The organism is Mesorhizobium sp. WSM4813 (assembly GCF_055811555.1).
Genome location: NZ_JBVVQU010000003.1, coordinates 14,753 through 36,622, shown reverse-complemented (window position 1 = coordinate 36,622; position 21,870 = coordinate 14,753). Strand labels below are relative to the sequence as shown.

The 21,870-nt window shown below is 62.9% G+C and carries 22 protein-coding genes and 1 other RNA gene; 8 read left to right on the top strand and 15 right to left on the bottom strand.

Annotated features, from left to right (window positions below; genetic code table 11):
• Window positions 1–15 precede the first annotated feature (15 nt).
• From AC0L25_RS02135 to AC0L25_RS02110, 6 genes are all read right to left on the bottom strand, one after another.
• The gene (locus tag AC0L25_RS02135; RefSeq protein WP_192355699.1) at window positions 16–1,530 is read right to left on the bottom strand and encodes a DegQ family serine endoprotease; all 1,515 of its coding nucleotides are present in this window, start codon (window positions 1,528–1,530) and stop codon (window positions 16–18) included.
• 142 nt (window positions 1,531–1,672) lie between these two features.
• The gene (locus AC0L25_RS02130; RefSeq protein WP_127316894.1) at window positions 1,673–1,861 is read right to left on the bottom strand and encodes a DUF2065 domain-containing protein; all 189 of its coding nucleotides are present in this window, start codon (window positions 1,859–1,861) and stop codon (window positions 1,673–1,675) included.
• Window positions 1,862–1,867: 6 nt separating this feature from the next.
• Window positions 1,868–2,836 (bottom strand): protease modulator HflC, encoded by a 969-nt coding sequence (gene hflC / locus AC0L25_RS02125; RefSeq protein WP_473593999.1) that lies wholly within the window; start codon window positions 2,834–2,836, stop codon window positions 1,868–1,870.
• Entirely contained in the window at window positions 2,836–3,939 is a 1,104-nt protein-coding gene (gene hflK, locus AC0L25_RS02120) for an FtsH protease activity modulator HflK (RefSeq protein WP_352960252.1), read from the bottom strand. The genes hflC and hflK overlap by 1 nt, the downstream gene beginning before the upstream one ends.
• Before the next feature lie 142 nt (window positions 3,940–4,081).
• A complete protein-coding gene (locus AC0L25_RS02115; protein WP_473593998.1) occupies window positions 4,082–4,600 on the bottom strand; it encodes a dihydrofolate reductase in 519 nt (172 codons plus the stop codon).
• Window positions 4,600–5,613: a DUF4424 domain-containing protein gene (locus tag AC0L25_RS02110; protein ID WP_473593997.1), complete on the bottom strand. Its 1,014-nt coding sequence runs from the start codon at window positions 5,611–5,613 to the stop codon at window positions 4,600–4,602. The genes AC0L25_RS02115 and AC0L25_RS02110 overlap by 1 nt, the downstream gene beginning before the upstream one ends.
• A 235-nt stretch (window positions 5,614–5,848) precedes the next feature.
• On the opposite strand from AC0L25_RS02110, the gene cobF reads away from it, so the two are divergent.
• Entirely contained in the window at window positions 5,849–6,622 is a 774-nt protein-coding gene (cobF, locus tag AC0L25_RS02105) for a precorrin-6A synthase (deacetylating) (RefSeq protein WP_473593996.1), read from the top strand.
• Window positions 6,623–6,649: 27 nt separating this feature from the next.
• Here the strand turns inward: cobF and AC0L25_RS02100 are convergent, their stop codons facing one another.
• From AC0L25_RS02100 to AC0L25_RS02075, 6 genes are all read right to left on the bottom strand, one after another.
• Window positions 6,650–6,991 (bottom strand): winged helix-turn-helix domain-containing protein, encoded by a 342-nt coding sequence (locus AC0L25_RS02100; protein ID WP_029351372.1) that lies wholly within the window; start codon window positions 6,989–6,991, stop codon window positions 6,650–6,652.
• 84 nt (window positions 6,992–7,075) lie between these two features.
• Window positions 7,076–8,188, bottom strand: coding sequence for a molybdenum ABC transporter ATP-binding protein (gene modC, locus AC0L25_RS02095; RefSeq protein ID WP_473593995.1), 1,113 nt, complete (start codon window positions 8,186–8,188; stop codon window positions 7,076–7,078).
• Window positions 8,185–8,889, bottom strand: coding sequence for a molybdate ABC transporter permease subunit (gene modB / locus AC0L25_RS02090; protein WP_473593994.1), 705 nt, complete (start codon window positions 8,887–8,889; stop codon window positions 8,185–8,187). Before modB ends, modC begins: the two co-directional genes overlap by 4 nt.
• Window positions 8,890–8,905: 16 nt before the next feature.
• Window positions 8,906–9,700, bottom strand: a complete 795-nt coding sequence (gene modA, locus AC0L25_RS02085; RefSeq protein ID WP_473594118.1) for a molybdate ABC transporter substrate-binding protein — start codon at window positions 9,698–9,700, stop codon at window positions 8,906–8,908.
• 211 nt (window positions 9,701–9,911) lie between these two features.
• Complete coding sequence (locus tag AC0L25_RS02080) at window positions 9,912–10,706, bottom strand: thymidylate synthase (RefSeq protein ID WP_473593993.1); 795 nt, start codon at window positions 10,704–10,706, stop codon at window positions 9,912–9,914.
• A gap of 323 nt (window positions 10,707–11,029) precedes the next feature.
• Window positions 11,030–11,341, bottom strand: coding sequence for a DUF2853 family protein (locus tag AC0L25_RS02075; RefSeq protein WP_352960265.1), 312 nt, complete (start codon window positions 11,339–11,341; stop codon window positions 11,030–11,032).
• A gap of 170 nt (window positions 11,342–11,511) precedes the next feature.
• Here AC0L25_RS02075 and ssrA point away from each other — a divergent pair.
• Window positions 11,512–11,868, top strand: a transfer-messenger RNA (tmRNA) gene (gene ssrA / locus AC0L25_RS02070).
• A gap of 194 nt (window positions 11,869–12,062) precedes the next feature.
• Here ssrA and AC0L25_RS02065 read toward each other — a convergent pair.
• Window positions 12,063–13,268, bottom strand: a complete 1,206-nt coding sequence (locus AC0L25_RS02065; RefSeq protein ID WP_473593992.1) for a multidrug effflux MFS transporter — start codon at window positions 13,266–13,268, stop codon at window positions 12,063–12,065.
• Between the two features lie 170 nt (window positions 13,269–13,438).
• Between AC0L25_RS02065 and AC0L25_RS02060 the strand changes: the two genes are divergently transcribed.
• From AC0L25_RS02060 to AC0L25_RS02045, 4 genes are all read left to right on the top strand, one after another.
• Window positions 13,439–14,083, top strand: coding sequence for a TetR/AcrR family transcriptional regulator (locus AC0L25_RS02060; RefSeq protein WP_473593991.1), 645 nt, complete (start codon window positions 13,439–13,441; stop codon window positions 14,081–14,083).
• Window positions 14,084–14,246: 163 nt separating this feature from the next.
• Window positions 14,247–14,780, top strand: a complete 534-nt coding sequence (locus AC0L25_RS02055) for an SspB family protein (RefSeq protein ID WP_095494717.1) — start codon at window positions 14,247–14,249, stop codon at window positions 14,778–14,780.
• A gap of 18 nt (window positions 14,781–14,798) precedes the next feature.
• On the top strand, window positions 14,799–15,044 hold the full coding sequence (locus AC0L25_RS02050; protein WP_473593990.1) for a DUF4169 family protein: 246 nt from the start codon (window positions 14,799–14,801) through the stop codon (window positions 15,042–15,044).
• Window positions 15,045–15,064: 20 nt separating this feature from the next.
• Window positions 15,065–15,295 (top strand): ribbon-helix-helix domain-containing protein, encoded by a 231-nt coding sequence (locus AC0L25_RS02045; RefSeq protein WP_473593989.1) that lies wholly within the window; start codon window positions 15,065–15,067, stop codon window positions 15,293–15,295.
• 97 nt (window positions 15,296–15,392) lie between these two features.
• On the opposite strand, the gene AC0L25_RS02040 is transcribed toward AC0L25_RS02045, so the two are convergent.
• Both AC0L25_RS02040 and AC0L25_RS02035 read right to left on the bottom strand, forming a co-directional pair.
• Window positions 15,393–19,427 carry an AsmA family protein gene (locus AC0L25_RS02040; RefSeq protein WP_473593988.1) on the bottom strand — a complete coding sequence of 1,345 codons (4,035 nt, stop codon included), beginning with the start codon at window positions 19,425–19,427 and terminating at the stop codon, window positions 15,393–15,395.
• A gap of 93 nt (window positions 19,428–19,520) precedes the next feature.
• Window positions 19,521–20,933: an FAD-binding oxidoreductase gene (locus tag AC0L25_RS02035; RefSeq protein ID WP_473593987.1), complete on the bottom strand. Its 1,413-nt coding sequence runs from the start codon at window positions 20,931–20,933 to the stop codon at window positions 19,521–19,523.
• Window positions 20,934–21,031: 98 nt separating this feature from the next.
• Here AC0L25_RS02035 and AC0L25_RS02030 point away from each other — a divergent pair, with 98 nt between their 5' ends.
• On the top strand, window positions 21,032–21,538 hold the full coding sequence (locus tag AC0L25_RS02030; protein WP_473593986.1) for a thioesterase family protein: 507 nt from the start codon (window positions 21,032–21,034) through the stop codon (window positions 21,536–21,538).
• A 113-nt stretch (window positions 21,539–21,651) separates the two neighbouring features.
• Window positions 21,652–21,849, top strand: a complete 198-nt coding sequence (locus AC0L25_RS02025; RefSeq protein WP_023676715.1) for a hypothetical protein — start codon at window positions 21,652–21,654, stop codon at window positions 21,847–21,849.
• Window positions 21,850–21,870 lie beyond the last annotated feature (21 nt).

Genomic DNA, 21,870 nt, shown 5'->3' with positions numbered 1-21,870 from the left:
CAGCCTTTACGGGACTCAGTCCATCCGGATCGTCACAAAGCGCAATTCGCCTGACTTCGACGCCAGCATCAGCAGCGCATTCTTGCGTCCCTGCTCCTTCAACGCAGCGATCCGATCCATGACATCCTTGGGCGTGGCGACCGATTCCTGCGCGATCTCGGTGATCACCTCGCCGGCCTGGATGCCGCGTTCGGCAGCGGCCGAATCCTTAGCGACGTCGGTGATGACGACGCCGGAGACTTCGGCGGCAATGCCGAATTTCGTCCGCGTCTCATCGTTGAGCTCGCCAACGGTCATGCCAAGCACGGAAGCCGTCGAAACGGCAGGCGCCTCGTCGCCATTGTCCTTTTCGGTGTTGCCGTTCTCGCCGCTGGCAAGCTTTTCGCCATCCTCGAGCCGGCCGAGCGTCACCTTCACGGTTTGCTCGACGCCCTTGCGCACGATGACCACGTCGACAGCCTTGCCGACCGTGCTCTCCGCGACAACGCGCGGCAGGTCGCGCATTTCATTGACGTCCCTGCCGTCGAACTTGATGATGACGTCGCCCGCCAGGATGGTGCCGTTGTCGACAGGCCCGCCCTTGATGACGCCGGCGACCAGCGCGCCCTTAGCGGTGGCCATTCCGAGGCTTTCGGCAATGTCGTCCGTCACCGGCTGGATGCGCACGCCGAGCCAGCCGCGCCGCGTCTCGCCGAACTGACGGAGCTGGTCGACGACGCCCAACGCAAGCTGCGAGGGAATGGAAAAACCGATGCCGATCGAGCCGCCGGACGGCGATATGATCGCCGTGTTGATGCCGATCACCTCGCCGTCGCTGTTGAATAGCGGTCCGCCGGAATTGCCTCGGTTGATCGCCGCATCGGTCTGGATGAAGTCGTCATAGGGACCGGAATTGATGTCGCGGTTGCGGGCCGAGACGATACCGACCGTCACGGTGCCGCCGAGGCCGAACGGATTGCCGATCGCCATCACCCAGTCACCGACGCGCATCTTGCTGGAATCGCCGAATTTCACCGCCGTCAGTTTGTGCCCTTTCGGATCGACCTTCAGCACCGCCACGTCGGTCTTGGTGTCGGTGCCGACCAGCGTCGCCTTCAGCGTCACGCCGTCGGAGAAATTCACTTCGATGTCGTCGGCATCGGCGATCACGTGATTATTCGTCACCACGATGCCCTGCTCGGCGTCGACCACGAAGCCGGAGCCCAGCGACTGCACCTTTTGCGAGGGATTGCCCTGTTCGCCGGGACGGTTCTTGAAGAAATCGTCAAAGAAATCCTGGAAGGGCGAGCCCTCCGGAAGCTGCGGCATCGGCACCGCGCCCGGGCCTTCGGTGCCCTTCACCCTCTGCGAGGTCGATATGTTGACCACGGCGCCGAGCAGGCCCTGCGCGAGATCGGCGACCGAAGCCGGGCCGTCGGCGGCGGCCGCAGGCGTCACCAGCGACGGGACTGTAGCGGCGCCGATAAGAAGTGCTGCAGCACCCGCGGTGAACGTCCGCCTCGCCGCGCGCAAAAACCTGTTGGATGTCATCGAGAAGTCTCCCGGTGTCTCTGAGAAGAAAAGCGCTCGCCGAAAACGCTGCGTCGAACCATGTTGGCAAGAAATACGGCACGTTTGCGGCTATGGCTATCGGCGGAGGATAAAACCTCCGTTATCCCGAAATCATAAACCGTCATCCACCCCGCACCAGCCAGACGAGACCGACGCCAACGGCAATGGCAACCAGCCCGGCGACCCGCAGCGCATTCTCCGGCATCGACAGAACTTCGCCGGCAAGTTTCTTGGCGAGGCCGGGAAAGCCGCCATAGACCAGGCCCTCGACGACGAGAACCAAGCCTATTGCCGCCAGAAAGTCCTGCACCGGCCTTTACTGGCCGGTGCCTGGCTGCGCTGCCGGTGCAGCAGGTGCTGCTGAAGCACGAGGCGCTGCTGATCCAGCAGGCGCTGCCGGCGTCTCCGCGCCGGAGGGATTGCGGAAGAAACGGAAGAATTCCGAATTCGGCGACAGCACCATCGTCGTCCCGGTATTGTCCAGCGCCGTGCCGTAGGCATTCATCGACCGGTAAAAGTCGAAGAAGGCTGGATCGCGCTGGTAGGCGTTCGCGAAGGTGGCGCTGCGTTGAGCTTCGCCTTCACCGCGCAGGATTTCAGACTCTCTCCGGGCCTCGGCGACGATCTCCACCACTTCGCGGTCGGCGCGAGCCCTGATGCGCTGCGCCGCCTCGTTGCCGCGCGCCCTCAGCCGCTCGGCTTCGGCCAGACGCTCAGCCTTCATGCGGTCGTATGTCTGTTGCGAGACTTCCGCCGTCAAATCGGTCCGGCGGATGCGGACATCCTCGATCTGCAGGCCGAGCGACGTGGCGTCGGGCCTCAGCTGATCGCGCACTTCACGCATCATCACGGCTCGCTCTTCCGAGAGCGCCGCCTCGAAGTCGCGCAAGCCGTAAACACGGCGCAAGGCGGCGTCGAGACGCGTCCTCAACCGTGCCTCGGCCAGTTCGATCTGGCCGGATACCGCGGAGCGGAACACGCGCGGATCCGAGATCCGATAGGCGATGAAGGCGTCTACCTCATAGAACTTGCCGCCTGAAACCTGAACGCGGATGTTGTCGAGGTCGAAGCGCAGCACCCTGTTTTCGATCAACTGCACGCTGTCGGCATCGAAGAAGGCGAACGGCGCCTTGAAATAGATGCCCGGCTGGCTCTTGACGTCTACGATTTCGCCGAACCTGAGCACCAGCGCCTGCTGGCGCGCATTGACAACGAAGACCGACGAATAGAGCAGGAACAGGATAACCGCGGCAATGACGGCGATGATGGGAAGACGGTTGGCCATCACTGGGTTCCTCCGAGGACCGGCGCCGGCGCCTTCTGCTGCAGTGCAGGCAGCGGCAGATAGGGAACGACCCCTGGTCCGCTGCCTTGCTCGATAATGACCTTGCTGGAATCCCTCAGAACCCTCTCCATCGTTTCCAGATAAAGCCGCTGGCGCGTCACATCCGGCGCCTTGGCGTATTCGTCATAGACCGAGATGAAGCGCTGCGCCTCGCCTTCGGCCTCTTGCACGACCCGGTTCTTGTAGCCGGCCGCCTCCTCGCGGATCTGTGCTGCCTCGCCGCGCGCCTGGCCGAGCTTCTGGTTGGAATACTGGTTGGCCTGCTCGACAAACTTGTCCTCGTCCTGTTCGGCGCGCTGCACCTCGTCGAACGCGTCGGCCACTTCGCGCGGCGGTGCGGCATCCTCGATCGAAATCGCGTTGACGTTCAAGCCGGCCTTATAGCCGTCCAGCGTCGTCTGGATGATTTCGCGCACGGACGCCGCAATGCCCTCGCGATCATCGCGGAAGATGTCCTGCGCCGGCCGCCGGCCGACAGCTTCACGCATGGCGCTTTCGGCGACCTGCCGCAGCATGCCGTCAGGATCGGACACGTCGAACAGATAGGCCCTCGGATCGGAGACCTGATAGGCCACGGAGAACTGGACGTTGACGATGTTCTGGTCGCCCGAAAGCATCAGCCCTGAACCGTTGCCGGAGGCCGTGCCGCCGCCGATGTTGACGAGTTGTTCGGCAATGTTGGCCGTCTCGACCGTCTCAATGGGCCACCAATGGAAATGCAGGCCTGGCTGCGAGAACTCCGCCTTTGGCACACCGAATCTGAGTTCGACCGCAACCTCGTCGGGCTGCACGGTATAGACCGCCTTGAACGCCCACAGCACCACAAGCGCCGCCGCGATCAGCCCGAACACGGCTGGGCTGGCGCCACCGCCGCCCGGCAAAGCACGCCGCAACCTGTCCTGGCCGCGCCGGATGATGTCTTCGAGATCGGGAGGGGAGCCCTGCGGACCGCTAGGCCCCTTTGGTCCCTGCCCCCAGGGTCCTGGATTGTTGCCGCCGCCCCATGGGCCGCCGCCACCGCCGCTTTTGTCATTCCAGGGCATGAATGTCCTTTCGCTCCCTCACGCGCCGGCCTGACGACGCAAAATCCAGTGTTGTTCTTCTATAGGGATGCGACGGCACGCTTTCAACGCGATCGGTCGTCGTCACCGTCCGTTTTGGACCGTCGCGACCCTTTAATGTCTCTCAATGCACGTCGCGGCGTCGCTCGTAAACCGAATAGCGTGTCGCATGACTATCCTTTTCACCGGCCGGAACGTCCTGCGAGCGAACAATGTGCCACAAATCCGGGTCGATCGGCGGGAAATGCGCATCGCCGTCGACCGCGGCAAGGACATGGGTGACATGCAAGCGGTCGGCCAGCGGCAGCGCCTGGCTATAGATCTCGCCGCCGCCGATGATGCAGATTTCGTCGGCACCGGCCATGCAGCGCCCGCGCACCTTCGCCAGGCTGATCGCCTCGTCGAGCGAATGCACGATTTCGACACCCTCGGCGCGCCAGGCCTTGTCGCGGGTCACCACGATATTGAGCCTGCCAGGCAGAGGCCGGCCGATGCCTTCATAGGTCTTGCGACCCATGATGATAGGTTTGCCCATCGTGTCGGCCTTGAACCGCTTGAGATCGCTGGAAAGCCGCCACGGCAAACCGCCATCACGCCCGATCACGCCGTTTTCGGCGATGGCGACATAGATCGCGACGTCCATCAGCCGCCGCTCCCGCCATCGCTCGAAGGCACCAGCAGCAATATATCTATATCGTGCTCAGGGTAGAAATTCTCTGCCGTCATCTCGAAACGCGTCGGCCCGACTTTCCTGACGTTTTCGCCACAGAACGAGACCATGTTCTTCGGATCGCCCTTGTCGATAGTCAGCTTGAACTTGCCGATGGAACCCGTCGCCCAGTTGCCGCCAGTGGTCAGGATATAGGCGATGCGGTTTTCGAAATATCTCGGAGTGCCGTCGGGATTGCCCTTCGCCGCCTTGCGGATCGCATTCTCGAACGTGCCGTCCATGCAGTAGCGGGTCTTGTAGGCGGCGTATTGGCCCTGGAACTGGCCGTCATAGAAGAAGCTGACCGAGGACGTGCCGCCGACGCTCGGTTTGTAACGATGGGCGACGTGCACTGCCCTATTGGCTGGAAAGGTCGAGCGCCACCAGTAGGTCGAGCGCAATTGCCAGAACGGCACATAAACGGTCTTCATGCCCGAACCGTCGTCGGCGGTGTCCTCGATGATGAGGCCGCGATCGACCCAGTCGTCGGCAATCGCTTGCGGCAGCTTTGCCAATGCCGCCCTGGCGGCGTCGCCGAACGGGTAGAACGGCACGTTTTGCGCCTTCAAATCGGCGCTGATGTCGATGCCGAGTGCAAACGCCTTCTGCTCGAGCTGCGGTTTTGCCGCCACGCCCTCGATCGTCACCTCGAAGCCGAGGAAATTGTCGCTCTGGCCGTCGGGGATCGCCGGCATCTCGTTCGGATCGCCTTCGATGTCGGGCATCGGAAAGGCGACGATCGCGTCGACATCCTTGTCGGTGTTGTTGCGGAAGACGTAGTCGACCGTCACCTTTTCCGGCGAGATGTAGAGGTCCTCGCTCTCCATGGCGACCGCATCGCTGCGCGACAGGATCAGGCCGCCCGTTCCCAATTCGGCGATCGAATCATTGGCGAATACGGGCGTGGCCGAGAGCGCCAGCGCTGCGGTCAGAACATAACGGAACATGGAAGCTCCCTTGGCGAGATGCCGGTATGACTCTATCGCATCGGCCCGAAAATCGGAATCGATTTTCGGAAAGCACGATGCGAGGATTTAAGGTGTTAGAGCGTACTTGTGCGTCCAAGTGGACGCACGTCGCTCTAGCCGTTTCAATGTGGAGTTTCAAAGCGCTTCCGCGCAATCGTCGGCGCTTGCCAGGCTCGTCTGGACACCAACGCTCCGATCGGGCAGGAGTTCGCCCATGCGCAAGCTTCTCGTCATCGGCATCGGCGCCGGCAATCCCGACCACATGACCGTGCAGGCCATCGACGGCTTGAACCGCGCCGACGTGCTGTTCATTCCCGACAAGGGCGCGAAGAAGAACGATCTCGCAGAACTGCGCCGCCAGATCTGCGACCGATTCGTCACCAATCCAAACTCGCGTCGCGTCGAATTCGACGTGCCGGTGCGGGCCGAGCCGGCACCCTCCTATCGCTCGACCGTCGATGACTGGCACGAGGCGATCGCCGCGATCTATGAAAGCCTGATCCACGAGGAGCTTTCGCAAGATGGCTGCGGCGCCTTCCTGATCTGGGGCGATCCCTCGCTCTACGACAGCGCGCTGCGCATCCTGGAGCGTGTGCGCATGAGAGGCAATGTCGGGTTCGAGCTCGAGGTGATCCCCGGCATCACTGCTGTCCAGGCGCTCGCCGCCGGCCATAAGATCGCGCTGAACCGCATCGGCGACGCAATTCAGATCACCACCGGCCGCCGGCTTACCGAGGAAGGTTTGCCCGACAATGCCGGCAGCACCCTCGTCATGCTGGACGGCAAATGCGCCTTCAACACGCTGGACGACAAGGACCTCGTCATCCATTGGGGCGCCCATCTCGGCACGCCCGACGAGATTCTCATTTCCGGCCGCCTCGGCGATGTCGGCGACGAGATCGTGAAGACCCGCGACGAAGCCCGGCGGAAAAAGGGCTGGATCATGGACACTTATCTGCTGCGCAAGCCCGGCGAGCCGGAGGAGTAGGCTCGGCCGGTACAGATTCCGCCAATCTCATCCAGCATCGATCTCCGCCTGTAACGCTTCCATATGCGCCGCCGCCGCGGAGGCGGCAGCCCGTTCGATGGCGCGAAAGCGGCTGACCACCGCAAGCCCCACCGGCGTCAACTGGGCGCCGCCGCCCTTTTTCCCGCCGGTCTGCGCCGCAACCAGCGGCTTGCCGAACACCCGGTTCATGTCCTCGACCAGATCCCAAGCGTGTTTGTAGGACATTTCCATGCCGCGCGCCGCAGCCGAGATGGAGCCGAAGGCGGCGATCTGCTCAAGAAGCTCGATCTTGCCCGGCCCGATGCGCCCTTCAGGATCGAGGTTTATCCGCAAGCTCAGCGACGGCATTTGCTCCTCCGAAGTCACGCCGCATCCTAGAAGCTCTTCGGCGATACCGCTATTCTAAAATGATATAGCGACATCATCCGCCGGTCATCCATCCGCCTCGACAGGCAAGCCGACGCTTGTGTTCGCCCGGTCGAAGCTCACCGTCTTGATCACCGCGTAGACGTTTCGGCCGGGCCGGAGTTTCAGCGTCTGTCGCGATTGCTCGGTGACCCGGGCAAGCACGGTTGCGCCATTGCAGTCTATGCCGATCTCGACCGTCGGCCCCTCGCCCGGCGCTATCGCCACGATCATGCCCGGCAAGATATTGAGCGCGCTGAGACCCGTCGGCTGTTCGGTGGCGATCATCACATCGCGGGCACGGATGCGGATGCGCACCGACGCACCGACCGGCACTGCCAGAAGCGGCACGCGGATCTCGCCCGCCGCCGAGCCAAGAACGGTCATGCCAAAGACTTCGTCGTGGCGCAGCACCGCGGTGTCCAACACCGCGCCGCCCTCGCCGCGCTCTTCCGCCGGTAACAGGTCGAGCCGCTGCATGATCGCCCCAGTCGGGCCGCAAGCAGCGACTTTGCCTTGCGCCAGGACCACCACATCGCCTGCCAGCCGCGCCACTTCCGAGACCGAGTGGCTGACATAGACGATCGGGATTTTCGTCTCGTCGCGCAACCGCTCGATATAAGGCAGGATTTCTGCCTTGCGGGCATCATCGAGCGAAGCCAGCGGCTCGTCCATCAGCAACAATCTGGGACTGGCGAGCAGCGCCCGGCCGATCGCCACGCGCTGTTTCTCGCCGCCGGAAAGCTTTGCCGGACGCCGGTCGAGCAAAGGACCGATGCCGAGCAGGTCGACCACTGCATTGATGTCCGCATAGCGTTCCGCCATCGGCGTGAACCAGCGGCCGTAGCGCAGATTGCTGGCCACGCTCATATGCGGAAACAGCCGCGCGTCCTGGAATACCATGCCGATGCGGCGCTTGTGCTTCGGCACGAACAGGCCCGCATCCGTATCGACCAGCACGCGGCCGTCGGCCTCGATCCGCCCTTTGTCAGGCCGGATCAATCCGGCAATCATGTTGATCAGCGTCGTCTTGCCGGAGCCCGAGGGCCCGAACAGCGCGGTCAGCCGCCCGGCGCTCTCGAAGCGGGCGTCGACCTCAAAATCGCCAAGCCGATGGCTGATGTCGACCACGACCGTCATTCGATGTCCATCCGCTTGCCGACGCGCCGCGCCAGCACCTCCGACGCGACAAGTGCTCCCATCGAGATGATGAACGAGATCAGCGTCAGCCTGAGCGCGCCGGCATCGCCGCCCGGCACCTGCGTGAACGTGTAGATCGCTGACGGCAGCGTCTGCGTCTCGTTGGGGATGTTGGAAACGAATGTGATCGTTGCGCCGAACTCGCCCATCGCCTTGGCGAAAGACAAGATCGCGCCGGTAATCAGGCCGGGCAGGATCAGCGGCAGCGTGATCGTCCCGAACACCCACAGCGGATTGGCGCCAAGCGTTCCGGCCGCCGCCTCGATTCTGCGGTCGACCGCCTCGATCGACAGCCGGATCGCCCGCACCATCAGGGGAAAGCCCATGACGGCGCAGGCCAGTGCGGCACCCGTCCAGCGGAAAGAGAAGACAATGCCGAAATGCTCGGCCAGAAACGCCCCGGCCGGGCCGCGCCTGCCGAAGGAGAGCAGCAGCAGATAGCCGACAACCACCGGCGGCAGGATCAACGGCAGATGCACCAGCCCGTTGAGCAGCGTCTTGCCCCAGAATTGCCCACGGGCGAGCACAAGCGCGATCAATATGCCGGGCGGCAGGCTGGCGATCATCGCCACTGTCGCCACCTTGATCGACAGCCGGACCGCATTCCATTCGTCGGGAGTGAGGTCCAGCAGCCAGTTCATCTTTTGGCGTCGTGCCTCAGTTGCTCGGCGTAAGAACCGTAAAACCCTGCGCCTTGAAGAGCTCGCCTGCATTGGCGGACTGCAGGCATTTCAGGAATGCCGGCGCATCCTTGTCCTTCGAATCCGCCATCTCGGCAACTGGGTAGACGATCGGCGGGTGCGAATCCTCCGGGAAGGTGCCGATCACTTTGACGCCGGGCTCGGCATGCGCGTCGGTGGCGTAGACGATGCCGAGCGCTGCCTCACCGGTCGAGACCAGCTTGAGCGCGGCGCGCACATTCTCGGCCTGTGCCAACTTGCCTTCGACCGAGGACCAGACGCCGAGCGATTCAAGTGCGGCCTTGCCATATTTGCCGGCCGGGACCGCTTTGAAATCGCCCATGGCAAGCCTGCCGTCGCCGATCAGCCCGGCAAGATCAAAACCCTTTACGATCCTGGTGTCGACCGCCGAGTCCTTCGGCGCCACCAGCACGATCTGGTTGCCGAGCAATTTCACTTCGGTATCCGGCTTGGTCAGCTTCCGGTCGGACAGATAGCTCATCCAGTCGAGGTCGGCTGAGATGAAGACGTCGGCTGGCGCGCCGGCCTCGATCTGCTTGGCCAATGCGGAGCTTGCCGCATAGGAAATGGTCGCTGCCTCGCCGACATCGGCCGCGCAGGCGGTGTTCACGGCATCCAGCGCGTTCTTCATGCTTGCGGCGGCGAAGACGATCAGCCTGTCATCCGCATGGGCAACCGGCATGGCGGCGATCAACATCGTCGTGAGACCGCCAATGGCGGCCGCCTTCAATCCGAAACCCTTCCGCACCAGCACGACACTCCCCTGGGCTTGAAAATCCGATCGGCGCGAGCCATCCAATCGATATATTCACCTGAATATAACAAGGAAAGAGATTTTGCCAGACATAGCCCCGGACAATAGCCCAGACATTGGCGCCGCCAATGGCATGCGTGTTGCCGCCACCGCTCACGATAAATAGCAGTGGATACAGCGCGACGTGCAAAAGCCCGACGTTTGCGGCTCACACCGCGATCGGCGCCTTGATCGTCGCATCGGCGAGGTAATTTTCCAGCCGGAAATCCTCGAAGCGGAAGGCAAAGAGGTCCTTCACCTCCGGATTGATCCATAACGTCGGCAGCGCCTTGGGCGTGCGCCGCAACTGTTCGCGCGCTTGCTCGAAATGGTTCGCGTAAAGATGCGCATCGCCCAGCGTATGGACGAAATCGCCGGGCTTCAGCCCCGTCACCTGCGCCACCATCAGAGTGAGCAGCGCATAGGAAGCGATGTTGAACGGCACGCCGAGAAAGATATCGGCGGAACGTTGGTAGAGCTGGCAGGAAAGCCTGCCCTCCGAGACATAGAACTGGAACAGGCAATGACAGGGTGGCAGCGCCATGGCTTCCACTTCGGCCGGGTTCCACGCCGAAACGATCAGCCGTCGGGAATTAGGATTCTTGCGTATCTCCTTCACGAGATTGGCAATCTGGTCGATGGTGCCGCCATGGCCGTCCGGCCAGGAGCGCCATTGCTTGCCATAGACCGGGCCGAGGTCGCCATTCTCGTCGGCCCATTCGTCCCAAATCGAGACGCCGTGGGCGTTGAGATATCTAGTGTTGGTATCGCCGGCCAGGAACCACAGAAGTTCATGCACGATCGACTTCAGGTGAAGCTTCTTGGTGGTGGTGACCGGAAAGCCGCGCGCAAGGTCGAAGCGCATCTGATAACCGAACACCGAGCGCGTTCCGGTGCCGGTGCGGTCGCCGCGATCGGCGCCGTTTTCCAGCACGTGCTTCAAAAGGTCGAGATATTGGCGCATCGGCTTCTGCTCGATTCGGGTTACGCATGCATTATAGCTGCCAGACAGCCGGCCGAACACACAAGAACGGCACAAGTGTCGCTTTCCCCCCAGTAGCGGACGTTTGCGCCGCCCCTCATTGCCCTGCCGGGCATTTCTCCCCGTATAGAGACGGGGAGAAAGAGCTGACCGCAACGGCGGCGCCCGTCCTGCAACGCTGGTGATTGGCGAAACCATCAATGACAGCGTCCCTCTCCCCGTCTCTATACGGGGAGAGGATGCCGGCAGGCAGGTGAGGGGCAGCGCTGACGTTCGGCCAGCGTCCGAAACTTGACATGCGATCCTCAGAGGCTGGCGAGCTTACCCAGATCTTTGGCGACCAGATAATAAAAGGTCACGCGGCTCTTGGTGTTGTCGGCCTCCATCGCCTTGCAAGTCTTTTCGATGGCCGCGTCCGCCTTGCTGCCGTCGGCGACGCCAAGCTTTTTGGCAACCCAGTTGGCCTTGACGCGATCCAGTTCCTTGGGATCCGTGCAGGACACCAGCGAGGAATCCCGATTCCTGAGCGCAATGCCCAAATGCTTCACGATCTTGGCGACCGCGTCGGCATCTGCCGCGGCGTCGTACTTCTTCACGTCTGCGAGATAATCGGCCATCAAAATTCCCCTCCTCAGCGGCACGGGTTCGGTTGATGAGAGGTTGTGGCGCGCTGCCGCAAAATGTGCGCTAAGTCGGTAACTCCTCACCGCCGCAAAGCTTCGGTTGAGGCCGGTGACAAGTCAAGCCTTCGCGCTGCTGTTTGACACAGCGACAAAGCATCAATTGAGGCCTTTCATTTTCCACCATCGGTCCCTATATCTGTTTCGTCGGCTCGACCGACTATGGCGATAAACAGGCGATGAAATAAGCCGTTCGGACCCGGGGGCGGTACCCGGCGCCTCCACCAAAAACCGCTCTTATAAGAGCGGCTTTTGCTGGGGGCGAAATAGGATCGACGAAGGTGTAAAGATCGTACTTTTGCCCGGCATTGTACCACCGTTATCGGGCTAAACTTATAGTTGCCAACGACAACTATGCGGAAGCACGTCTCGCCGCGTAAGCGGTGCGACAGCTTCAATTCAAGCCCTAGTGGTTCGCACTTCTAGGCGGGGTTCGGAGGTACCTGGCAACAGAAACCTCCACTTCTCCCCCTTCGATTCCCACCTTTCGCCCTTCGATACGATAAACGGCAGCAGGCTTGCTGAACGCGGCTATGCCCTTCGCGACGCTGTCTTGCTGTCCTGGGAGCTGCGCTCCGAGGCGGGCTTGCAGCTTGAGCCCACACGTGAAAAAGGCCGGGACTGACCCGGCCTTTTTCATGCTCTCGCTGGAAAGCATCTACTCTGCCGGCGCTTCGACAACCTCCCGCCCACGGCCGAGCGTCACCTTGGCCAGCATGAAGGAGATCACCGCGCAAAGCGTGATGCCGGCCACCATTGGCAGCGGCGTGCCGTCGAAGAACACGCCGGCGATGCCCATGGCGACCGCACCGATGGCGAAGTGCAGCGTGCCCATCAGCGCCGAGGCCGTGCCAGCGATTGCGCCATGCTCCTCCATGGCCAGCACCGAAGTCGTCGGGATCACCAGGCCGAGAAACCCGTAGCCGACGAACAGCAGCACCGCCATCACGTCGAGCCGGTCGACGCCGGACGCCATCACCGCGAACAGCACCACCATCGTCGTCGCATAGCCGACCACCGCGACCCGCACCACCGGCCTTAGCCCGAACCGTTCGGACAGCAGCCCCGTTAACTGCGACATGCCGATGAAGGCGACCGCGTTGATCGAGAAGAACACGCTGTAGACCGACGGCGACAGTCCGTAATGGTCGATCAGGATGAAGGACGAGCTCGACAAATAGACGAAGAAGCTCGCGATCCCGAAGCCGCCGATAGACGCCAGGCCAAGGAAGTTGCGGTCGCCCATCAGGAAGCGGTAGGCCGAGAGCGCGGTGCCGAACGAACTGCCTGCACGCGCCTCGACCGGCCGCGTCTCCTTGAGCGAGGTCGCCAGCAGGATGGTGGCGAGCACCGCCCCACCCGTTACCGTCCAGAACACGGCACGCCAGCCGAAATTCTCGATAATGACGCTACCGGTCAGCGGCGCCAGGATCGGTGACACCGAAAACACCAGCATCAAGAGCGACATCAGCTTGGCAGCGTCGGTGCCGGTGTGCAGGTCACGCACGATGGCGCGCGGCACCGCCATGCCTGCGCTGGCGCCGAGCCCTTGCAGGAGGCGGAAGGCGATCAGCCATTCGATCGAGGGAGCGAGCGCCGAGCCGATGCCGCCGACCATGAACAGTGCGAGGCCGCCATAGAGCGGCAGCTTGCGTCCGACCATGTCGGAGATCGGTCCGACGACGATCTGGCCAAACCCCATGGACAGGAAGAAGATCAGCAAACTCATCTGCACGGCAGCGGTGCTTGCCTGCAGATCCGCACCGATCGAAGGCAACGCCGGAAGATACATGTCGATGGCAAACGGACCGATGGCCGTCAACAGACCGAGCACGATCGCGATGCGGAAGAATTGAGGACTCATGATAGCGGGTTTCTTTCAAATCTGGTTTGTCGCCGCGGGCCGGCGTGTAATGCAAGGACGTTCCACCCCATGAAATTCCGACTTCTTGTGCGGAGCGAAAGCTCTTTCGTGGTAAGTCCACAAATTTAGACACTCTTGTCTAATTCGTCAATCACCTCTATATAGTTTTCATGAAGCTCAACGTTTCTCCTGACACCATCCCGCCACGCGGCCACGAGGCCAAGCGCGTCTCCATCATGGACGCCGCCGGCGAGGTGTTCTGCCGCGAAAGCTTCGCCGGCGCCAATATCGACATGATTGCCGCCGAGGCCGGCGTTTCGCGCCAGACGATCTACAATCACCATGGTGACAAGGAGAAACTCTTCGTCGCCATCGTCCGCGACCTGACCGAGCGCTGCAATGCCGGCATCTTCGCCACCATTTCCACCTTTCCGGACCAGCCGAAGGATCTCGAGGCCGATCTGATCGCTTTTGCTGTGCGCATGAACCAGAACTGTATCTGCAACCGCGACGGAAAATTCCTGCGCAAGCTGATCCAGACCGAGGGCGAGCGCTATCCCGAGCTCTTTGCCGAATGGCGCGAACAGGGACCGGGCAGGACATGGCCGGCTATCGCCGCCCGTTTCGCCCGCCTCGCCCATGCCGGTTTCCTCGACATCGAGGACCCCGACGTCGCGGCACGCCAGTTTCTAGCCCTTGCCAATGCCGAGTTGCAGACGACCTTCATGCTCGGCGGCACGCCGACCGATGATGAGGTGCTGCAATCGGCGACACATGGCGTGCGCACCTTCCTGCGCGCCTTCGGCAAGCGGTAGCCGGCGGCCGATGCGCAAAAGCACAGCGTGCTCGCTGGCGCCTGAGCGATCAAATCTGAGGCATGCCCTCTCGCATCTGCGCTGCCGGCGTCTATATCCGGTTTACGCCGCGCTCAAGCTTGATTACAGCTATGCGGACGATTCAACGGAACCCGACAGCCACATGGCCGACGACCACATCCGCTACGACATTCTGGCCCAGGAGGCATTGCGCGGCGTCATGCGCAAGGTCCTGGCCGAGGTCGCGCGCACCGGCCTTCCCGGCAACCATCATTTCTTTATCACTTTCCTGACCGGCGCCCCGGGCGTGCGCGTATCTTCCCGCTTGCGCGAGCGCTATCCCGAACAGATGACCATCGTCATCCAGTTCCAGTATTGGGACCTGAAGGTGACCGACACCGGCTTCGAGGTCGGGCTGTCTTTCTCCGACGTGCCGGAAAAGCTGGAAATCCCGTTCTCGGCCGTGCGCGGCTTTTACGACCCGTCCGTCAATTTCGAGCTCGAATTCGACGTGAAGACGGAGACCTCGGCAGAAGAGGAGTTGGCCGGCCAGCCGGCTTCCGAACCGCTGGCCGTCGTCGCCGAGAAAAAGCCGGAAAAGAAGAAGACCGCTGAGGCCGAAAAGAAGCCTGCCGCAGCCGACGCCGCCGCCAAGGGCGCCGAAGTGGTGTCGCTCGACGCCTTCCGCAAGAAGTGATCCGACGGGCCGCGCGACATGGCCGACATCGTCAATCTCCGCCAGGCCCGCAAGCAAAAGGCACGAGCCGAGAAGGAACGCCTGGCCGAACAGAACCGGACGTTGCACGGCCGCTCCAAGGCCGACCGGGAGCGTGACCGTCTGATCGCCGACAAGGCAGGAAAGTTTGTCGCCGGCCATCGCCGCGAAGCCTCGGGCGATCCGAATTCCCCTGGTATCGGACCGATAAGTGCGCCGCGGTTTTCGGATAAATCCGATGCTTGAAGTGAAATGAGTCACGTCCGGTGAGCCCGGTCGAGAAACGCTCAGTGACCATTCGCGGCCATCGCACCAGCTATTCGCTCGAAAAGCCATTTTTCGACGATCTCGTCGCCATCGCGGCCGCGCGCAAACTGACGCTCGCCGCTCTCGTCGCCGAGATCGACGAGGCCCGGCCGCGCGATGCCAACCTGTCCTCGGCGCTTAGGCTCTACGTCTTGGATTGGGCGAAGCGGGGGATGAAAAGTTCTTTGTAGATCATGACCCCGAACCGAAAGTCAGCGCAGCGAAAAGCGGGGACCGGTTTTCGGATAAGATCATGGTCAATCGGGATGGAACAGGCTCCAGATGGAGCTATCCGCCGCCCAGCGACTTCAGCAGATTGTCGATCGACGAAGGTTCAAGCGTGGGTTTTGGCGCGGATTCTGCTGGCGGCGGGTTGTCATTGGCTGGCGGCTGGGGCGCGCGCTCGATTTTCTGCGCCTGCTCAGCGGCCGCCCTGCGCTGGGCGTCGAGCTTTGCCTTTTCTTCCGCAGCGATCCGCCTCGCCTCTTCAGCTTTCCGGCGTTGCTGTTCTTCGGCTTTCGCCGCCTCGTCGGCCACTTTTTGCGCCGCCCTGGCTTTCGCTTCGGCATCCGCCTTGGCCCTTGCGTCCGCCTCCGCGTCGGCCTTGGCTTTAGCCTCCGCTTCAGCCCTCGCCCTCGCCTCCGCCTCGGCCTCGGCCTCGGCCTTGGCTTTGGCCTCGGCTTCAGCCCTCGCCTGCGCATCCGCCTTGGCCTTCGCTTCCGCTTCGGCTCGAGCCTTTGCCTCGGCTTCGGCCTTCGCCCTGGCATCTGCCTCGGCTTGCAGCCGCGCCGCCTCCTGCCGCCTGCGCAATTCCTCGGCTGCCCTGTCACGCTCGGCTTGCAGGGCCGCGTAGTAACGCACCTCGCGCCGCAGCCGCTGTTGTTCAAGCAGCGCCGCCTGCATGGCCTCGACCCGCTGCTGCTCTTTTTCCAGCGCGCGCTGGGTCAAGAACTGCGCCAGCGGCTCACTGTCGAATTGCCGCTTCGCGGCGCCGAACGGCCCGTCGACGCTGAAATTCACAGTCGGGTCGGAGCCGACCAGCGCTTCGTCGCCGGGCCGATAAGTGATCGAACCGCTGGCGGCGACCGTGCTGGCGTTCAGGTCCGCCGTGATGTCGGCGGACAGCTTCGCCGCCGGATTTTCAAGATTGACCGGCGGTGCCCTCAGCGTGCCGCCGGCAATTGTGAAGGCGATGTCGGTATCCCCAGCCGGAAAACTGCCGTCCGCGACGATCTGCGGCGCAAAGCCGGCGGTCTTGGCCGCATCGATATGGCGCCCGATCGCGTCGGCCTTAGCGATGAAAGCGCCAAAGGCGTCAGGATTGACGCCGGCAATGGTCAGGCCTTTCAGCGCCGCCGTGCCAGAACCGGACAGCGCCGCAACCATCGCATCGACCGATTTGCCGCTGGTCGAGAGCGCCGTCGAGAAATCGCCGCTTCCGCTGATGCCGGCCTGCGGCAGCACGGCGGCCAGATCGGCGCCGGCAAGTTTCATCTGGCCGGAGAAAAGCCCGGTGCCGTCATTGTTCTTCATCTCGAACAGCCCGGTAAGCGTACCGCCGGCGAATTTTGCCTTGAGGTCCGAAACGCGGATGCCTTCCTGGTCGAGCTTCAGCGAAAGCGCCGTGTCATAGGCCGTGGCAAGCGGGCCGGCGACCAGCGATGCCGTCGTCAGGTCGAGTTCGGCGGTGAACGGCAGGCTGGACTTCTGGCTGAACGGGGCGTTCGGCCAAGCTCTGCCGGCGCCCAGGAAGGCCTGGTCACCAAACAGTGCCACCGCCATCGGATCAAGATCCAGCTCATCGAGTAGCAGCGCGCCGGCAAGATGCGGCAGCCCGTCCTTGACATCAACATTGACGTCACCGGAAACCGCCGCCTCGTTGATGGCGCCGCTGAGGCCGGACAGAACCAGAAGGCCGTTGCCAAAATCGGCGTCGGCCGCAAGCCACGTCGACATGCCTGTCCCCATGCCCGGCAAGCCGACGCCTGTCGTCATCAGCCACGGCTCGATGTCGGCGGCTTCCAGACTGACCTTGCCCTTAACGGTGGGGCCTTGTGGCGTGCCGGCGAATGTCCCGTCGAAACCGGCCTTGAAGTCGTTACCGATGAGGTTGAAGCTCGTCGCCATACCGCCGCCAAGCGTGCCTTTTGCCGAGACATCGGTGGTCGCCTCGCCAAGCATGCCGAGTGGCAACGCCGGTAGGCCGTAAAGCGCCAGAAGTGCGGTGGCGTCGGTATTCCTGGCGTTGAAGGTCAGCGACACCGGCGCCTCGAGAAGCCGGTCGGCCACCCCTTTGCCGGACAGCGACGCCGAAAACGCCGAACCGCCGGCCTTGCCTTGCGCGCTGACCGCCAGGCCTGTCGTGCCATCGCCGTTGGCAGCGGCACTCGTCACCAGATCGACGCGCGCATCCTGCAACAGCTCGGGATAGGCCGCGACGCGCCCCGCCAGCCTCTTCAGCACGGCATTTTCCGGATAGTGCTGCGCCGCGACATCGACCAGCGGCTTGAGGTCGACGGCGACCACGGACGCGTCGAGCTTGCCGGTCGGACTCACTGGGAAATCCTTGATCCGGCCGGTGGCGCTGATTGAGGCGCCGGCAAGCCCGCCAACCGAGAGCCGGTCGATTTCGAGCAGCCCGTCGCGCAGCCTGAGCGCCGTATCGACCGTATCGGCGGTCAGCCCACCGGCACTGACCGGCCCGGCCTTGATCTGGAAATCGAGGTCGCGGTCGGAAAAACGGTTGGCGCCCTTGTCGCTGATAAAGATCGAGGCGAAGGCGGCGAGGCCGTCGACATCGAGTTCGCCGCCTTCGAGCCGCATCAGTACCGATGGCCTGGCGTCGTCGGGCTGGCTGGAATCGATGCGACCGGAAAATTTCGCCTTGCCGAGAACGAGCTCGAGGTCGCTGAAGGCCTGGCGCTTACCGGTCAGGTCGACCTTGGCCTTGAAGCCGGCGGCCGGCAGCCGGCGGATCGCTTCGTCGACATCCCTCGACAGCCAGGCGGCAAAGCCGGAAGGCTGCGCGACGGCCAGAAGCAGCGAGCCGGTGAAGCCGAAATGATCCTCGACTCGGAGCATTCCGTTTGCTTCCAGTCTGGCGCGGCCGGGCAGCGTCGCGGCCAGCGACTTCACCGACCAGCCAGCATCGGCCGGCTCGGCGGAAAGGCGCACGTCGCGAACCGTCGTGTCGCCGGCCACCACCGCCGGCAGCTTCACCTCGACGGTGCCCGGTATGGTCGGCTTGGGCAGGTCGAGCAGCGCCTGCTCCAGTGCCGCGACACGCTCGGATAGTGTCAGCCCGGCCGCGGCGCCGACGGCTTCATCGAACTGCACCTGAGCACCATCAGCCTCGATCGAAAAGCTTGGATTCGGCCCAAGCTCGACGGCAGCCTTGCCGTCGGCGGTATAGGGATTGTCGAGCGGCCCGGTCTCGAAGCGGAATTCGTCGACACCAAGCTTCTGGTGATCGAGCGAGAACTTGCCGTTCAGCCTGAACCCCGGCTCCGGCTTGGCCGCGCTGGCCTTCATCATCTCACCGTCGGTGCCGTTAAGCTGCGCCAAACGCTTGTCGGCGCCATTCTTGTCAGAACTTGTGACCTTGAACTGGCCCGAATAGATCGCGGCGCCGTTGACGATGCCCGCATTGCCGTCGGCCTCGATGACCAGCGGATAGGCGTCCGGATCGGCCTTGAGCCTGAGCCGCATCTGTCCGTCGCCCCCGGCCTTGCCGGTGGACGCGATGACAGTGCTGCGCAGGCCGTCGAGCCGCAGCGAACCATCCATCCGCCAAGGTCCGGCCAGCGATCTGGCAGAGATCGTCGAATTGATCTCCGAAAGCAGATGGCTGCGCCCGCCAGCGGCATGGCGCAGCGCGATCTCTCCCTCCGTCACCGTCAGCTTCTCGATCGAGATCTGGCTGGGATCGAAGGGCGAGGACGGGCGGATCGCCCAGTCGACCGTGCCGTCGGCGGCTATGTCGATCGTCGCCCTCGGCCGCACCAGCCGCATGTCGAAGATCAGCACTTCGCCGCTCAGGAAGGGTGCCAGTTCGGCATCCATCGAAAAGGTCTCGACGGTCATTGCCGGCCGGCCGCCGGGGCCGCCGGCAACGGTGACGTTCGAGAAGGTCACCGAGGGAAACGGCAGCAGTTTCGCCGTTGCATCGCCCTGAACGGTTACCTTGCGGCCCAGAATGGCGCTCGCCTCGCGCTCGAAATCGGCACGGTAGCCCGCCCAGTCGACAAAGTACGGCACCACCAGCGCCGCACACAGCACCAGCACGAAAAAGCCACCGAAGATCACGAACAGGCGTGCGAGCATCAGCTCCGAGCAGTCGATTGAAAATCAGCCGCACTCTACCCGCATCAGCGTGTTGATAAAGAGGCAAATCGATCGCCCCAAGCGCAAAAGGCTCTAGTCGGCGGGCAGTATCTTCCCAGGGTTCATGATATCAAGCGGGTCGAGCGCCTGCTTGATCGTGCGCATGATGTCGACGCTGTGGCCGAGTTCATGGCGCAGGAAGCCGACCTTGCCTTGTCCGATGCCGTGCTCGCCGGTACAGGTTCCATCCATGCCGATCGCCCGCATGTTCAGCCGCGCGACGAACTCTTCCGTTGCGGCGATTTCCTTCGGATCGTCCGTGTCCATCAGCACCAGCACATGGAAATTGCCGTCGCCGGCATGGCCGACGATCGGCGCAATCAGTCCCATTTCAGCAATGTCGGCCTCGGTTTGCGTCACACATTCGGCAAAGCGCGAGATCGGCACGCAGACGTCGGTCGAAAGCCCCTTGGCGCCCGGCCGCAGCGTCAGCGACGACCAGTAGGCGTCGTGCCTGGCCTTCCACAGCTTCGTCCGCTCCTCGGCGACGCTGGTCCACAGGAACGGTCCGCCGCCATATTCTTCGGCGATCATGCCGAAGGTCTCGGCCTGCTCGGCAACGCCGGCGTCGCTGCCATGGAATTCGACGAACAGGCACGGGCTTTCGGGATAGTCGAGTTTCGAATAGCTCTTCATCGCCCGCATCTGCAGCGCATTGACCAGTTCGATGCGCGCCACCGGAATGCCCATCTGGATTGTCGCGATCACCGCATTACAGGCCGCCTCGACGCTGGGAAACGGGCAGACGCCGCCGGAAATCGCCTGCGGAATGCCCTGTAGCTTCAGCGTCAGCTGGGTGATGATGCCGAGCGTGCCTTCAGAGCCGATCAGCAGCCGCGTCAGATCGTAGCCGGCCGAGCTCTTTTTTGCGCGCTTGCCGGTCGTCACCGTCTCGCCGTCGGCCATCACCGCCGTCAGCGACAACACATTCTCGCGCATCGTGCCGTAGCGCACGGCATTGGTGCCCGACGCCCGCGTCGCCGCCATGCCGCCGAGCGAGGCATTGGCGCCCGGATCGATCGGAAAGAACAGGCCGGTGTCGCGCAGGTGCCGGTTGAGATCCTCGCGCGTCACACCGGGCTCGACCGTGCAGTCAAGATCCTGCGGGTTGACAGCGAGGATGCGATTCATCCGCGACGTATCGACAGAGATGCCGCCGCCCGGCGCGTTGGTATGGCCCTCCAGCGAGGAGCCGACGCCGAAGGCGATCACCGGCACGCGGTGCGCGGCGCAGGCCGACACGATCTCCTGCACCTCCGCCGTCGTCTCCGGAAACGCCACGCCATCCGGCGCCTGGGTTGGGATGTAAGTGGTGGTATGCGCGTGCTGGGCGCGGATCGCCTGGCCGGTCTGGAACCGCTCACCGAGCCGCTGCTTGAGAATGCCGAGCACGGCGGCGATACCTTCGTCGTTGCGCTCGACCGGATTGAGGTCGCTCAGAGCCATCGATTCCTCCGCGAATGGACCAGTGTCCACCCTTGTTATGGACTTATGGATGGGTAGTCTCACCAACCACGTCCTGTCCAGCGAGAAGGAAGTTTTCGATGTCCACCCCTGCCCCCTTCGTCTCTCGTGCCATGGACATTGAGAAGGACTGGATCGACTACAACGGCCATCTCAACATGGCCTATTACAACGTGCTGTTCGACCGCTGCTCCGACGAAGCGTTCGAAATGATGGGGATGGGGCCCAACTATGCCAAGGACCGTCGCCTCACCATCTACACGGCGGAAGTGCATGTCTGCTACGTGCAGGAGCTGCATTTGGAGCACAAAGTCGCCGTCTCCTTCCAACTCCTCGACCACGACGACAAGCGGCTCAGGGCCTACCAGGAAATTCGTCATGTCGACGGCTGGCTCGCTGCCACTTCCGAATCATTGTCGCTGCATGTCGACATGTCCGGACCGAAGGTGGCGCCCTTCCCGGCCGATGTCCTGGCCAAGGTCGAAGCCATGCGCGCCGCCCATGCGGCGTTGCCGATGCCTGAGCGCGCCGGCCGTTCGATCGGTATTCGTCGCAAGACGCTTGAACCGCAGTCCGACCGCCGTTAACCTTACCAAGGTTTTAACGTGAACAAGCCGAATTGACGCGTTGAACGACTCAGCGCGGCGTTCGAAAACCGTCCGCACGAGCGGCGGGGGATGAAGCGGTTCGGGGAACGTGCATGAAAACCGATATTAAGGTCGAGGCGGACAGGCTGGCGGCCGACCCACGCATCACAGACTATGATTTCTGGCGCTCGCTAAAGAACCTCAACAACGAGATTTTTCACATCGCCAACAACAACGAGCCGATCCCCTTCGCCATGATCCGCTGGCGCGCCATCCTGAAGCAGGCGCGGATGAAACGCGGGCATGCCTGACGGCAGCGCTTAATTCCTTAA